Source organism: Nitrospirillum guanabarense (genome assembly GCF_034653355.1).
Taxonomy (GTDB): domain Bacteria; phylum Pseudomonadota; class Alphaproteobacteria; order Azospirillales; family Azospirillaceae; genus Nitrospirillum.
Window position 1 is genome coordinate 2,253,091 of the sequence record NZ_JAYEER010000004.1, and the last position, 15,243, is coordinate 2,268,333.

General features: G+C 68.8%; 11 protein-coding genes. 10 read left to right on the forward strand and 1 reads right to left on the reverse strand.

The window, feature by feature from the left end; genetic code table 11:
* Nucleotides 1-124 precede the first annotated feature (124 nt).
* Nucleotides 125-829, reverse strand: coding sequence for a bifunctional 2-polyprenyl-6-hydroxyphenol methylase/3-demethylubiquinol 3-O-methyltransferase UbiG (ubiG, locus tag UAA55_RS28480; RefSeq protein WP_322957780.1), 705 nt, complete (start codon nt 827-829; stop codon nt 125-127).
* Between the two features lie 449 nt (nt 830-1,278).
* Between ubiG and UAA55_RS28485 the strand changes: the two genes are divergently transcribed.
* The 10 genes from UAA55_RS28485 to leuC all read left to right on the forward strand — a co-directional run bounded on the left by UAA55_RS28485 (nt 1,279) and on the right by leuC (nt 15,172).
* Entirely contained in the window at nt 1,279-2,514 is a 1,236-nt protein-coding gene (locus UAA55_RS28485) for an aspartate kinase (RefSeq protein ID WP_322957050.1), read from the forward strand.
* Between the two features lie 172 nt (nt 2,515-2,686).
* On the forward strand, nt 2,687-3,766 hold the full coding sequence (locus tag UAA55_RS28490) for an NAD(P)H-dependent flavin oxidoreductase (protein ID WP_322957051.1): 1,080 nt from the start codon (nt 2,687-2,689) through the stop codon (nt 3,764-3,766).
* 155 nt (nt 3,767-3,921) lie between these two features.
* Nucleotides 3,922-6,129: a phosphoenolpyruvate--protein phosphotransferase gene (ptsP, locus tag UAA55_RS28495; RefSeq protein WP_322957782.1), complete on the forward strand. Its 2,208-nt coding sequence runs from the start codon at nt 3,922-3,924 to the stop codon at nt 6,127-6,129.
* Nucleotides 6,130-6,274: 145 nt separating this feature from the next.
* Nucleotides 6,275-7,513, forward strand: a complete 1,239-nt coding sequence (locus UAA55_RS28500; protein WP_322957052.1) for a helix-turn-helix domain-containing protein — start codon at nt 6,275-6,277, stop codon at nt 7,511-7,513.
* Nucleotides 7,513-9,129: a GH39 family glycosyl hydrolase gene (locus UAA55_RS28505; RefSeq protein WP_322957053.1), complete on the forward strand. Its 1,617-nt coding sequence runs from the start codon at nt 7,513-7,515 to the stop codon at nt 9,127-9,129. The genes UAA55_RS28500 and UAA55_RS28505 overlap by 1 nt, the downstream gene beginning before the upstream one ends.
* A 140-nt stretch (nt 9,130-9,269) precedes the next feature.
* The gene (gene ispG / locus UAA55_RS28510; RefSeq protein ID WP_322957055.1) at nt 9,270-10,406 is read left to right on the forward strand and encodes a flavodoxin-dependent (E)-4-hydroxy-3-methylbut-2-enyl-diphosphate synthase; all 1,137 of its coding nucleotides are present in this window, start codon (nt 9,270-9,272) and stop codon (nt 10,404-10,406) included.
* Between the two features lie 175 nt (nt 10,407-10,581).
* Nucleotides 10,582-11,670: a peptide chain release factor 1 gene (gene prfA, locus UAA55_RS28515; RefSeq protein ID WP_322957057.1), complete on the forward strand. Its 1,089-nt coding sequence runs from the start codon at nt 10,582-10,584 to the stop codon at nt 11,668-11,670.
* Nucleotides 11,667-12,566: a peptide chain release factor N(5)-glutamine methyltransferase gene (prmC, locus tag UAA55_RS28520; protein ID WP_416235230.1), complete on the forward strand. Its 900-nt coding sequence runs from the start codon at nt 11,667-11,669 to the stop codon at nt 12,564-12,566. The genes prfA and prmC overlap by 4 nt, the downstream gene beginning before the upstream one ends.
* A 422-nt stretch (nt 12,567-12,988) precedes the next feature.
* Nucleotides 12,989-13,438: a DUF4167 domain-containing protein gene (locus UAA55_RS28525; RefSeq protein WP_322957058.1), complete on the forward strand. Its 450-nt coding sequence runs from the start codon at nt 12,989-12,991 to the stop codon at nt 13,436-13,438.
* Nucleotides 13,439-13,762: 324 nt separating this feature from the next.
* Complete coding sequence (leuC, locus tag UAA55_RS28530; protein ID WP_322957059.1) at nt 13,763-15,172, forward strand: 3-isopropylmalate dehydratase large subunit; 1,410 nt, start codon at nt 13,763-13,765, stop codon at nt 15,170-15,172.
* The last annotated feature ends 71 nt before the right edge of the window (nt 15,173-15,243 follow it).

Consider the following 15,243-nt stretch of genomic DNA (forward strand, 5'->3'; position numbering starts at 1 on the left):
CCGGGCCTTTGGCTGTCCTCGCTGCGCCCTTCGGTGCTCGCTCCGGCGGCCGCAGTCGCGACCTACGGCGGCACGTGGTCGTGCCGCCGCTTGGGCCGTGTTGCCTATTTGGCCGCTGGTTGCCTCACCGGCTGGCCCAGAGCAGGTAGTTGACGTCCAGGTCCCGAGGATCCAGGCGGAAGGTGTCGTTGAAGGGGCTGTAGATCAGGCCCATCACCTCGCGCACCGTCAGGCCGGTGGCGCGCAGGCCGGCGGCCAGTTCGGACGGCTTCAGGAACTTGCGCCAGTCGTGGGTGCCGCGTGGCAGCCAGCGCAGGACGTATTCCGCGCCGATGATGGCCATCAGGTAGGATTTGGGCGTGCGGTTCAGCGTCGCCATGACCAGCAGGCCCTCGGGCTTCATCAGGGCCGCCAGGCTGTCCAGGAACAGCGGCACGTCGGCCACGTGCTCCACCACCTCCAGCGACAGCACGGCGTCGAACGTTTCACCGGCGGCCACCAGATCCTCCGCCGTGGTGTGGCGGTAGTCGACAGGGGTGCCGGTCTCCATCGCGTGGGTGGCGGCGGTCTTGACGTTGCGCTCGGCCGCATCGATGCCCACGACGTCGGCGCCCATGCGGGCCAGCGGCTCGGACAGCAGGCCGCCGCCGCAGCCGATGTCCACCAGGCGCAGGCCCGTCAGCGGCCGCGGCGCCAGCGGGTCACGGCCGAAATGGGCGCAGATGCGGTCGCGTAGATATTCCAGACGCACGGGGTTCAGCTTGTGCAGCGGCCGGAACTTGCCCGCCTCGTCCCACCATTCGGCGGCGATGGCGGAAAAACGCTGGATTTCCCGGGATCGACGGTGGTCGTGGCGGTCTGGCTCATCATAGGCACCCTTGAACGGAACGCGCCCCCATGGGGAGCGCGGCGGAGTATGGGCCGCCCTTGCGGTCAACTCAACCGCGCCGGCTGAATGGCTGCACCCGGTCGAACTCGCGGGAAACCGTGGGGCGCGACCGCGTCCGCCGAAACATTTCGGGCAGCGTCAGCGGACTGAAAGGTGAGGATCAGCCCGAACCGGCGGATGCTGGCGCCCGGCGTTTGAGGGAAGCCATGAACACGAAATAGAAATGCTCGGTCGCCCGGTTTACGCAACCCTGACCTTTTATTACCCGTTTATTGCCTGCACGCGCCCGACAGGGTAAGGATAGCGCGCTTCCGGAAAGCCCAGGGCCCGGAAGCCGCTTGCATCCACCGGCTGGCGCATGCCGGCCTCTCACAAGGCAGACACGGGTTATGGCACGCCTCGTTTTGAAGTTCGGCGGGACATCGGTCGGCACCATCGACCGGATCAAGAATGTCGCCCGCAAGGTGAAACAGGAGGTCGACGCCGGCCATGAGGTGGCGGTGGTCGTCTCCGCCATGTCGGGCGTGACCAACCAGCTGGTGGACTATGTGAAACAGGTCGGCCGCCTGGCGGACGAGCGCGAGTACGACGCCGTGGTCGCCTCGGGCGAACAGGTGACCAGCGGCCTGCTGGCCATCGCCCTGCAGGAGATCGGCATCCCCGCCCGCTCGTGGCAAGGCTGGCAGATCCCCCTGATCACTGACGACGTTCATGGCAAGGCCCGTATCGAGCGCATCGAATCCGCCGAGCTGGTGGCCCGCATGTCCACCGGCGAGGTGGCCGTGGTCGCCGGCTTCCAGGGCGTCTCCAGGACAGGGCGCATCGCCACCCTGGGCCGCGGCGGTTCCGACACCTCGGCCGTGGCCCTGGCGGCGGCGGTGCAGGCCGAGCGCTGCGATATTTACACCGACGTGGATGGCGTCTACACCACCGACCCGCGCATCGTGACCAAGGCCCGCAAGCTGGGCCGCATCACGTACGAGGAAATGCTGGAGATGGCGTCCCTGGGCGCCAAGGTCCTGCAGACCCGGTCGGTGGAAATGGCGATGAAGCACCGGGTGCGCGTCCAGGTGCTGTCGACCTTCGAGGAAGCGGCCGGCAGCGCGTTGCCGGGAACTCTTGTCGTTGATGAGGACGAAATCGTGGAACAGGAACTGGTCAGCGGCATCGCCTACAGCCGGGATGAGGCGAAGGTGACCCTGGTGGGCGTGGAAGACCGGCCGGGCGTGGCGGCGGCCATTTTCGGCCCGCTCACCGACGCCGCCATCAACGTCGACATGATCGTGCAGAACGTGTCGGAGGATGGCACCACCACCGACATGACCTTCACCGTCACCAAGGCCGACCTGGACCGCACCGTGCAGGTGCTGGAGAGCGCCAAGGACGACCTGAAGTTCCGCCGCCTGATCGCCGACAGCAACGTGGTCAAGGTCTCGGTCATCGGCGTCGGCATGCGCAGCCACGCCGGCGTGGCCCAGCGCATGTTCAAGGCGCTGGCCGACCGCGGCATCAACATCCAGGTCATCTCCACCAGCGAGATCAAGGTCAGCGTCCTGATCGCCGAGGAGTACACCGAATTGGCGTTGCGCGCCCTGCACACCGCATACGGCCTGGACCAGGCATAAGCATCTGAGCGACACTGTCCTCAGCGACACTCTGCCCCGGGGGATCGAAAGTGTCCCCCGGGGCATTGTTGTTTTCGGGGGCTGTTTTAGGTTAGGGATCGGCATCCTTCCCCGCTGCCGGGCGACGCGCGCGGGCGACTCAAGTTTTTTCCGCCAAAAGGGACCGTTTTTGATGTCGACCACCACCACCACTGGAACCGCTCGCGACAAGCTGGACGCGTTGTGGGCCCGTGGGCGCGATTTCCTGGGCACGGAGCTGGCCGTCATGGGCGGCGCCATGACCTGGGTGTCGGATGCCGGCCTGGTGGCCGCCATTTCCAACGGCGGCGGCTTCGGCGTGCTGGCCTGCGGCGCCATGACGCCCGAGATGCTGGCCAAGGAGATCGACGACACCCGGGCGCTGACGTCCAAGCCCTTCGGCGTCAACCTCATCACCATGCACCCGCAGCTGGACACGCTGGCCGCCGTCTGCCTGGACCACGGCGTCCATCATGTGGTGCTGGCCGGCGGCCTGCCGCCCGCCCCGGTGATCAAGCGGCTGAAGGACGGTGGCGCCAAGGTGGTGTGCTTCGCGCCCGCCCTGGTGCTGGCCAAGAAGCTGGTGCGCATGGGGGTGGACGCCCTGGTGATCGAGGGCATGGAGGCCGGCGGCCATATCGGCCCCGTCGCCACCTCGGTCCTGGCGCAGGAGATCCTGCCCGAAATTCGCGACGTGCCCGTTTTCGTGGCCGGCGGCATCGGCCGGGGCGAGGCCATCGTGGCCTATCTGGAACTGGGGGCCGCCGGCGTGCAGCTGGGCACCCGCTTCGTCTGCGCCACCGAATTGCGCGCCCACCCCAATTTCAAGCGCGCCTTCATCCGCGCCAGCGCCCGCGACGCCATGCCGTCCGCCCAGCTGGACAGCCGCTTCCCCGTCATCCCCGTGCGCGCCCTGCAGAATGAGGGCACACGGCGCTTCATGGATTTCCAGCGCGAGGTGGTGGAACGCTTCACCCGGGGCGAGGTGGAGCAGAAGGACGCCCAGCTGGAGATCGAGCATTTCTGGGCCGGCGCCCTGCGCCGCGCCGTCATCGACGGCGACGTGGAGAACGGCAGCCTGATGGCCGGCCAGTCGGTGGGCATGGTGACGCGCGAGCAGCCGACGGCCGAGATCCTGGCCGAACTGGTGGCCCAGGCGGAAGACGCCCTGGCCGGGCGCTATGGACACAAGGAAGCGGGACCGGCGCTGGCGCTGGCGGGAGCGGCAGGCTAGTGGCGCCGCCGTCCGGAACTCCCCCCATCCTCATCGGCCCGGGGCTTGAGGTTCCGGAAACCGGTACCATCACCACCGGTACCGCTACCGAGCTCCGCCGTTCCGCCGACGCGGCCGGCGGCGCCCGGCGCCTGCTGGCCCGGCTGCGCGACGTCATGGCCGCCGGCGGCACCGCCCAGTCGCGGCTGGACAAAATCGTCATGCTGATCGCCGCCGAGATGGGGGCGGACGTCTGTTCCTGCTACGTCATGCGGGCGGGCGAGGTGCTGGAGCTGTTCGCCACCATCGGCCTGAACCTGGACGCCGTGCACAAGACGAGGCTGAGGGTGGGTGAGGGCCTGGTGGGCGACATCGCCGCCCATGCCCGACCGGTGGCCCTGGCCAACGCGCCCAGCCATCCCAATTTCGCCTACCGTCCGGAAACGGGTGAAGACCCGTTCGACAGTTTCATGGGCGTGCCCATCCTGCGCGGCGGCCGCGTGCGCGGCGTGCTGGCCATCCAGCACATCGCCCGCCGCGCCTACGACGAGCAGGATGTGGAGACGCTGGAGACCATCGCCATGGTGGTCGCCGAGCTGGTGGCCACGGGCGAGCTGGTCGACAATCGCGAACTGCAGGTGGCCAACGACCTGGTGCTGCTGCCGTCCCGCCTGGACGGCGTCAGCCTGAACCGGGGCATCGCCATGGCCATGGCCGTGCTGCACCGGCCGCAACTGACCATCCGCCAGATGGTGGCCGATGATCCGGAACTGGAGCTGCGCCGCCTGCGCGAGGCGGTGGACAGCATGCACTCCGCCATCGACCGCCTGCTGATCCTGTCGGGCGAGACCGGCGGCGAGCATCACGAGATCATTGAAACCTACCGCATGTTCGCCACCGACCGGGGCTGGCTGTCGCGCATCCGCGAGGCCATCCGCACCGGCCTGACGGCGGAGGCGGCGGTGCAGCAGGTGCAGAACGACAACCGCGCCCGCATGGCGTCGGTGACCGACAGCTATATCCGCGAACGCCAACTGGACCTGGACGACATCACCAACCGCCTGCTGCAGCATCTGGCCGGCCGCCAGGACAAGGCGGACGGCGGCACCCTGCCGGACGAGTTCGTGCTGGTGGCCCGCAACCTTGGCCCCGCCGAGCTGCTGGACTATGACAGCACCCGCCTGCGCGGCCTGGTGCTGGAGGAGGGGGCGGCCTATAGCCATGTGGCCATCGTGGCCCGCGCCCTGGACATCCCGGTGGTGGGCCAGTGCACCGGCGTGCTGAACCGCATCGACCCGCTGGACTTCGTCATCGTCGACGGCGACCACGGCCAGGTCTTCGTGCGCCCGGCGGAAGACATCACCGAGGCCTTCCTGAAAAGCATCGAGGTGGGCGAGGAGCGCAAGCGCGAATTCGCCGCCGCCCGCAAGCTGGAGTCGGTGACGCGCGACGGGGTGCCCGTGCGCCTGATGCTGAACGCCGGCCTGCTGATCGACCTGCCCCACCTGCACGCCACCGGCGCCGACGGCATCGGCCTCTACCGCACCGAAATCCCCTTCATGGTGCGGCACACTTATCCCGACACCGCCGTGCAGAAGGAAACCTACGCCAAGGTGCTGGACGAGGCCGGGGACAGGCCCGTCACCTTCCGCACCTTGGATGTGGGCGGCGACAAGACCCTGCCCTACTTCCCCGATCTGGGGGAAGAGAACCCGGCCCTGGGCTGGCGCGCCATCCGCATCGGCCTGGACCGTCCGGCCATGCTGCGCAAGCAGCTGCGGGCCCTGCTGTGGGCGGCCTCTGGCCGCGACCTGCGCCTGATGTTCCCCATGGTGGCCGAGGTGTCGGAGTTCATCCGCGCCCGCCACGTGCTGGACCTGGAACTGCGCCGGCTGGAGCAGGACGGCGTGGCCCGCCCCCGGGACCTGAAGGTGGGCGTGATGATGGAGGTGCCGGCCCTGCTGTTCCAGCTGGATGCCCTGCTGCCCCACATCGACTTCATGTCCGTGGGATCCAACGACCTGCTGCAGTACCTGTTCGCCAGCGACCGCGGCAACCCCATGCTGAACAACCGCTACGACCTGCTGTCGCCGGCCATGCTGTCGGTGCTGCGCATGCTGGTGCGGCGGTGCGACGCGGCCGGGGTGCAGCTGTCGCTGTGCGGCGAAATGGCCAGCCGCCCCCTGGACGCCATGGCCCTGCTGGGCTGCGGCTTCCGCACCCTGTCCATGAGCCCGGGCGCCTTCGGCGAGATCAAGACCATGATCCGCTCGGTGAACGTGGGTGTGCTGCAGCAGTTCCTGGACAGCCTGCTGGACCGTCCCGACCATTCCTTGCGCCAGCACCTGCTGGCCTTCGCCCGCGACCATGGCGTGCGGCTGTAACCGGCGCCTGAGGCGCTATAAAACACCCACCATGGTTGCGGTACCGCGGCGCGCTTGATAAGACTCCGGCAACATCGTCGTCGGCGCAATAAACGAACCGGCGGTTGGGATAATTCGTGCACCATTCTGTGCTGGGACAGCCGTCATGACTGAACGCCGCGACCGTTATCGGGACATGATCGACGCTGGTCGTGCCGCCGAACCGCAGGTGCCGCGCGAGACCGTGGGCGACATCCTGCGCATGCGGCGCGAGGAGCTGGGCTATGACCTGACAGGCGTGGCCAACGTCCTCCGCATCCGCCGCGCCTATCTGGAAGCCATCGAAGACGGCCGCTATGGCGACCTGCCGGGCCAAGCCTACATCCTGGGCTTCCTGCGCAGCTACGCCGACCTGCTGGGCATCAATTCGGGCGACCTGCTGAACCGCTTCAAGGATGAGACGGCGGGCCACGTCCGTCCGGCGGAACTGTACCTGCCCATTCCGGTCAGTGAGAACCGCGTGCCCAGCGGCGCCCTGATCGTGGGGGCGGTGGTGCTGGCCGCGGCCCTCTATGGCGGATGGTACCTCTATTCCTCCGCCGACCGCAGCGCGCTGGACCTGGTGCCCAAGCTGCCGGAGCGGCTGGCCCACCTGACGGGCGGCAACGACGCCTCCTCCCCGCCGCCGGCCAACGTGCTGCCAGCCCCCGCCGTGCAGGCCCTGCTGAATCAGGCGCAGCCGACGGCGCCGGAGGTGGGCGCCGCCCCGGACGCCACCGCCCCGCTGCCCGACGCCATGCCCGGCCCCGTGCCGGCGGCCCCGGCCGGCACCAGCCCGGCCGCGACCCAGGCGCCCGCGACTGGCGCCCCCACCCCGGGCCAGACGGCCGTCGCGCCGGCCGCCGCGCCGGGCAAGAACGCCACGGCCCCCCAGCCGGCCGCGTCCCAGCAGGCGGCCTCGGCGCCGGTCGCGTCCGAGGCGCCGGATGACGAGGCGCCGCAGATGCCCGACCTGGGACAGCCCAAGGCCGCCGCCGACCCGGACGCCGCCCCGGCCGACGCCAGCATGCGCCCCGACACCACCGCCCCCGGCACGGCGCCGGCCCCCGCCAAGGGCCGCGTCTTCGGGCAGACCGGCCCGGCCCGCGTGGTGGTGCGCGCCACGGACGAAAGCTGGATCCAGGTGCGCGACGCCAAGGGAACGCTGTGGGCGTCCCGCGTGCTGCATCCCGGCGACAGCTTCCGCGCCCCCGACGTGCCCGGCCTGACCCTGGAAACCGGCAACGCCGGCGGCGTGGTGGTCAGCCTGGACGGCAAAGACCTGGCCGCCCTGGGCGCCAAGGGCCAGGTGGTGCGCAGCTATCCCCTGCAACCGGACGATCTTCAGGCTCGGGTGACTCACTGATGACTTCACTGTTCCGTGGCGGGGCGGTCGCCGCCGCCTGCCTTTCCGCATGCGTGGCCCTGACCGCGGGCCTGGCCTCCTCCACCGCGCAGGCCGCCGGCCGCACCCGGCGGATCGACATCGACGTGGCCAAGGCGACGCAGCCGCTGGACCGCTTCTACGACCTGTCCATCGGGTCCGACTATCCCGGCACCCTGATGCGGCCGGACAGCATGGCGCAGCTGAAGACCACCCAGGACGAGCTGGGCTTCCGCTACATCCGCTTCCACGCCATCTTCCACGACGTGCTGGGCACGGTGAAGGCCGAGAACGGCACCATCACCTATGATTGGAGCAAGATCGACCAGCTGTACGACGACCTGAAGGCGCGCGGGCTGAAGCCCTTCGTCGAGCTGGGCTTCACGCCCAAGGCCATGGCGACGTCGGAGAACAAGATCTTCTATTGGGAGGGCAACACCTCCCACCCCCGGCCCAACGCCTGGCGCGACCTGATCACCGCCTTCGTCCAGCACATCGAAGCCCGCTATGGCCAAGCCGAGGTGCGCAGCTGGTTCTTCGAGGTGTGGAACGAGCCCAACCTGTCCGGCTTCTGGGAAGGCGGCGACCAGCAGGCGTATTTCGCCCTGTACGACCTGACGGCCAACACCATGAAGGCCATCGACCCGGAACTGCGCGTGGGCGGCCCCGCCACCGCCGGCGCCGCCTGGGTGCCGGAATTCCTGGACCATGTGGCCCACAGCGGCGCGCCGGTGGACTTCGTCACCACCCACACCTATGGCGTGGACGGCGGCTTCCTGGATGAGGCGGGCAAGGCCGACACCAAGCTGTCACCCTCCCCCGACGCCATCGTGGGTGACGTGCGCAAGGTGCGGGAGCAGATCGCCGCCTCACGCTTCCCCACCCTGCCGCTCTATTTCACGGAGTGGAGCACCAGCTACACCCCCCGCGACTTGGTGCACGACAGCTACGTCAGCGCGCCTTACATCCTGGCCAAGCTGAAGGCCAGCCAGGGCATGGTCCAGGGCATGAGCTACTGGACCTACAGCGACCTGTTCGAGGAGCCGGGCCCGCCCACGGCGCCGTTCGAGGGCGGCTTCGGCCTGATGAACCGCGAGGGCATCCGCAAGCCGGCCTACTTCGCCTACAAGTACCTGCACGCCCTGGAGGGCAATGCCGTGCCGGTGACGGATGGCCAGGTCATGGCCACCGCCGCCGAGGGCAAGGCCGCCGCCTTGGTGTGGGATTTCGAGCAGCCGCGTCAGCCGGTCAGCAACCGGTCCTTCTACAGCAGGATCGTGCCGAACAAGGCATCGGCCCCCGTCGCCGTCGCCTTCAAGGGCCTGCGGCCAGGCACCTACCGCCTGGCCGTCCACCGCACCGGCTTTCGCGCCAACGACGCCTATTCCGCCTATATCGACATGGGCGCGCCGAAGTCCCTGTCGGCGGAGCAGCTGGCCAAGCTGACCGACCTGACACGCGACCTGCCCGAGGCGGACAAGACCATCACCGTGGGCGCCGATGGCCGTTATGCCACCACCCTGCCCATGCATAGCAACGACATCATGCTGGTCACGCTGGACAAGCCCGCCGGGGATCAGGCCGCCGGCGGCAAATAGCCCAACCGCGTCGGCCGCTTAACCATTATGCACCGCGCCGTCCCGCACACGGCGCGGTGAAGCCTTGTGCGATGGCCTCTTGATCCTGGGGCCGTCCGGCAGCACTTTACCGATCAAATTCCCCCATGAGGCCAGTTCCCATGTCCACCTCCCATCGTGCGTATCGCCAGATCCTGCGCCGGACCTCTCGTCAGATCCGTGTCGGCAACGTCCTGGTCGGTGGCGACGCGCCGATTTCCGTCCAGACCATGACCAACACCCTGACCGCCGACGCCAAGGCGACGATCGAGCAGGTGTTGCGGGCCGAAGAGGCCGGCGCCGACATGGTCCGCGTCTCCTGCCCCGACGAGGAGTTGACGGCGGCGCTGAAGGAGATCGTGAAGGCGGTGAACGTGCCCATCGTGGCCGACATCCACTTCCACTATAAGCGCGCCATCGAGGCCGCCGAGGCGGGTGCCGCCTGCCTGCGCATCAACCCCGGCAACATCGGTTCCGCCGACCGGGTGCGCGAGGTGGTGCAGGCCGCCAAGGACCATGGCTGCGCCATGCGCATCGGCGTCAACGCCGGCTCGCTGGAGCGCGAGCTGCTTGAGCGCTATGGCGAGCCCTGCCCCGAGGCGCTGGTGGAAAGCGCCCTGACCCACGCCAAGATCCTGGAAGACCATGACTTCCGGGAGTTCAAGATTTCCGTGAAGGCGTCGGATGTGTTCCTGGCCGTGGCCGCCTATCAGGGCCTGGCCGAGGCCTGCGACTATCCCCTGCACATCGGCATCACCGAGGCCGGCGGCCTGCGCGCCGGCACCGTGAAGTCTTCCATCGGCCTGGGCATGCTGCTGTGGTCGGGCATCGGCGACACCATCCGCGTGTCGCTATCCGCCCCCCCGGAGGAGGAGGTCAAGGTCGGCTTCGAGATGCTGAAGTCGCTGGGCCTGCGCCGTCGCGGCGTCACCGTCATCTCCTGCCCGTCCTGCGCCCGCCAGCAGTTCGACGTCATCAAGACGGTCGAGGTGCTGGAGGAGCGGCTGGCCCACATCACCACCCCCATGACCGTCTCGGTCATCGGCTGCGTGGTGAACGGCCCGGGCGAGGCCACCATGACCGACATCGGCTTCACCGGCGGCGGCAAGGGCGTGCACCAGGTCTTCCTGGCCGGCCAACCGGCCCACCGCCTGAAGGACGAGAGCATCGTCGACCACCTGGTGTCGCTGGTGGAAAAGAAGGCCGAGGAAATCAAGGCCGCCCTGGCCGCCGAGGAAGCCGCCGCTGCGGCGGAGTGATACGAAGGCCCGCGGCACGAGTCCCAAACTCATGCCGCTAGGCCGCGACGGCGGCCGCCGGAACTTTCCGGGGAGCGTCAGCGGACTGGAAAGTGAGGGCAAGCCAAGGCGGCGGCTGCCGCCGCCCGGCGCTTGAGGGCTTTAGTCAGCCCGGATACGGGATGACGGATAAGATATGACCACCACATTGGAAGAACGGTTCGGGGACACGCTGGCCAAGCTGTCGGCCCGGCATGACGAATTGCGCGACGCCTTGGCGACGGGCACGCTGGCGGCCGACGTCTACACCCGCATGAGCAAGGAGTTCGCGGAGCTGACGCCGGTGGCGGAGTCCATCGCCGAGCTGCGCCGCGCCCGCGCCGACCTGGGCGAGCTGGCCCGCATGGCGGAGGCGGAAGCCGATCCCGAGATGCGGGAACTGGCGCAGGAGGAGCTGATCCAGGCGGAGAAGGCCCTGCCCGGTCTGGAGCGCCAGGTCATGCTGGCCCTGCTGCCCAAGGACGCGGCCGACGACAAGAACGCCATGCTGGAGGTTCGCGCCGGCACCGGCGGCGACGAGGCGGCCCTGTTCGCCGCCAACCTGTTCGACATGTACCGCCGCTACGCCGCCATCCAGGGCTGGCGCTTCGAGGTCATCGAGATCTCGGAGACCGGGCTGGGCGGCTACAAGGAAGCCATCGCCAGCATCTCCGGCCGGGGCGTGTTCCGCCGGCTGAAGTTCGAATCGGGCGTGCACCGGGTGCAGCGCGTGCCGGCGACCGAGACTCAAGGCCGCATCCACACCTCCGCCGCCACCGTGGCCGTGCTGCCCGAGGCGGAGGAGGTCGACATCCAGATCGACGAGAAGGACCTGCGCATCGACGTGTTCCGCTCGTCCGGTCCCGGCGGCCAGTCGGTCAACACCACCGACAGCGCCGTGCGCATCACCCACCTGCCCACCGGTTTGGTGGTGAGCCAGCAGGATGAGAAGTCGCAGCACAAGAACAAGGCCAAGGCCCTGCGCGTGCTGCGCTCCCGCCTGTATGACCTGCAGCGTGGCGCCCTGGATGCCGAGCGGGCGGCGAACCGCAAGAGCCAGGTGGGCAGCGGCGACCGTTCCGAACGCATCCGCACCTACAACTTCCCCCAAGGCCGGGTGACCGACCACCGCATCAACCTGACGCTCTACAAGATCGATAAGGTCATGGCGGGCGAGGCCCTGGACGAGGTGGTGGAGGCGTTGATCGCCCAGGACGAGGCGGAGCGCCTGGCCGAACTGCAGTGAGCGGCGCCCCGATTCTTCTCCGTGACGTTCTGAAGTCGGCCGAGGAGCGCTTGGCCGCCGCCGGCTGCGCCAGCCCCCGGCTGGACGTGCGCCTGCTGGCGGAGGAGGCGCTGGGCTGGTCGCGCACCGCCCTGCTGCTGGACGGCGACCGGCCGGTGCCAGCCGAGGCGCAGGCCGCCCTGGCCGCCCTGGTCGATCGCCGGGCGGCACGGGAACCGGTGTCGCGCATCCTGGGCAAGCGAGAGTTCTGGAGCCTGGAGTTCCGCCTGGCGCCGGACACGCTGGACCCCCGGCCCGATACCGAGACCCTGGTGGAAACCGCGTTGCGCCACCTGCCCGACGGCCAACGCCCCCGGCGTCTGCTGGATCTGGGCACGGGCAGCGGCTGCATCCTGCTGGCGTTGCTGTCCGAACTGCCGGGCGCCTGGGGCGTGGGCGTGGACATCGCCCCCGGTGCCGCCCGGGCCGCCGCCGCCAATGCGAAGGCCCTGGGATTCGCCAGCCGCAGCGCCTTCCTGGTCGGCAGCTGGACGGACGCCGTGGGCGGCGGCCGCTTCGACGCCATCGTGTCCAACCCGCCTTACATCCCGGCCGCCGACATCGCGGGCCTGGAGCCGGAGGTGCGAACCTTCGACCCCCTACGCGCGCTGGATGGCGGGGCCGACGGGCTGAACCCCTACCGCCATCTGGCCACCGTGGCCGGCGGCCTGCTGGCGCCCGGCGGTCTGCTGGCGGTGGAACATGGCGCCGGCCAGGGGGCGGACGTGGCGGCCCTGTTCGCCGCCGCGGGCCTTGAGGTGCTGGAACGGGTGGAGGATTTGGCCGGCCACGACCGGGTGGTGGCCGCCCGCACCCCCGCCTCTCCCTATAGGCCAGCGACCGCCGGCCGGGGGTAAGCGCGCCCATATGGAAAAAGGGGGCGAGCCGAGGAACGCCAAGGCCACGGATATGGCCGCCGGCGCCTGAGGCTATGGCATAAAGCTAGGGTTCCTGGCCACTTGCGCCTGGCGCGCAGGGCGGCATCGCCAAAAAAAATGTTGGATTAGCGGGATACAGCGTTTAGGGTCAGTTTGCGTGGTGAAGGCCGAAGGGGCGACGCGCCAGGTCCGAAATGGGGAGACACCCGTGTGGGGACCAGGCTAGCGTTCATGGGTCGATGATGATCACCACGGCATGCCAGTTTGCCCAGCATGGTCGATCCGGTTTCATTCCGGGTTACGGTGTGGATTCCGGGATCGGATGCGGCGGCGCGGATGATGATGTCCGCCCCCTTGGCACGGCATGCATCGAACTCCAACGGGGCTAGAGCAGCAGTCGGATGAGACAGGGACCGAACTCCAGGCGTTCGCGTGGACGCGGTGGTAACAACGGTGGCAATGCCGGCGGCAACGGCGGCGGCAACGGCAACAGCGGCGGCGGCAACAACCGTCGCCAGAACGTGCCGCTGCGCCATCAGACCTTTGACAGCAACGGCCCGGATGTGCGCATCCGCGGCAACGCCTTCCAGGTGCATGAGAAGTACCTGGCCCTGGCCCGCGACGCCCAGTCGTCCGGCGACCGGGTGGCGGCGGAAAACTACCTGCAGCATGCGGAGCACTATTTCCGCATCATCACGCAGATCAACGAGTCCGAGCAGCGCCAGCGCGGCGGCGAGCCCCGCGGTTATCAGCACCAGCCGGGCTACGACGAGGCCGAGGGCAGCGAGCCGAGCGACGAGGCCGAGGGCGATGCCCAGGCCGAAGACGAACGCGAGCCGTTGAGCGCGTAATGATAAAAAAGCCCCGTCCTGACAGGCGGGGCTTTTTTGTCGCCAGCTGTTTGGTCGCCTCAGGTGCCGGCCGGCTATCCTCGTTTTGCAGTCCACTGCGCTCCCGCAAAACTCCGGCGGACGCGGTCGCGTCCTAGTCGCTTCGTTCCCAAAAAGGAGTGGCTCTGGGATAGGGACGTGACATAGGCCCTATGCGGCGACGGCACGCTCTTGCGCTTGTCCGCGACAGGACCGGTCGTTATTCTGCGCCTCCGTGAAACAAAAAGACCCGTCGCATGGGTTTTGGCGTTTCGGAAATGTCGGTCCGCATCAGAGTGAAGATCCATGGGCAAGCCGCGCACCCTCTATGACAAGATCTGGGACAGCCATGTCGTCCACCGCCAGGAGGACGGCACCTGCGTGCTCTACATCGATCTCCATCTCGTGCATGAGGTGACCAGCCCGCAGGCGTTCGAAGGCCTGCGCATGGCCGGCCGCAAGGTGCGCCGCCCGTCCGCCACCCTGGCCGTGGCCGACCACAACGTTCCCACCAGCCACGACCGCCTGGCCGGCATCAAGAACGAGGAAAGCCGCATCCAGGTGGAGCAGCTGGCCACCAACACCAAGGAATTCGGCGTCGACTATTACGACATGTCCGACATCCGCCAGGGCATCGTCCATGTCGTGGGGCCGGAGCAGGGGCTGACCCAGCCGGGCATGACCATCGTCTGCGGCGACAGCCACACGGCCACCCACGGCGCGTTCGGCGCCCTGGCCTTCGGCATCGGCACGTCGGACGTGGAACATGTGCTGGCCACGCAGACCCTGCTGCTGAAGCCGTCCAAGAACATGCGCATCAGCGTGGATGGCGAGCTGCCCGTGGGCGTGACCGCCAAGGACGTGGTGCTGGCCATCATCGGCAAGATCGGCACCGCCGGCGGCACCGGCCATGTCATCGAGTTCGCGGGCTCCGTCATCCGGGGCCTGTCCATGGAAGGCCGCATGACGGTCTGCAACATGGCCATCGAGGCCGGTGCCCGCGCCGGCCTGATCGCCCCGGACGAAACCACGTTCGACTACCTGAAGGGCCGTCCGCAGGCCCCCAAGGCCGCGACCTGGGAGCAAGCCGTCAACTGGTGGAAGAGCCTGCCCTCGGACGAGGGGGCGGTGTACGACCGCGAGGTCGTGCTGAAGGCCGAGGACATCGCCCCCATGGTCACCTGGGGCACCAGCCCGCAGGACGTCCTGCCCATCACCGCCGCCGTGCCCAACCCCGCCGACGAGGCGGATGAGCACCGCCGCGCCGCCATGGAACGCGCGTTGAACTACATGGGGCTGGAGGCCGGCACCCCGCTGGACGCCATCCCCGTGGACAAGGTCTTCATCGGCAGCTGCACCAACAGCCGCATCGAGGATCTGCGCGCCGCCGCCAAGGTGGTGGAAGGCCGCCATGTGAAGGACGGCATCTACGCCATGGTGGTCCCCGGCTCCGGCCTGGTGAAGGAGCAGGCCGAGTCCGAAGGCCTGGACAAGGTGTTCGTCGCCGCCGGCTTCGACTGGCGGGAGCCTGGCTGTTCCATGTGCCTGGCCATGAACGACGACAAGCTGAAGCCGGGTGAGCGCTGCGCCAGCACCTCCAACCGCAACTTCGAGGGTCGCCAGGGCCCCGGCGGCCGCACCCACCTGGTGAGCCCGGAGATGGCCGCCGCCGCCGCCCTGACCGGCAAGCTGACGGACGTGCGCACGCTCAACTGAGCCGGCGCGTCGACGAGGTGTGAGTGACGGCGCGGAGCCCCCCGGGTTCCGCGCCGTCGCTTTTTCAGGTC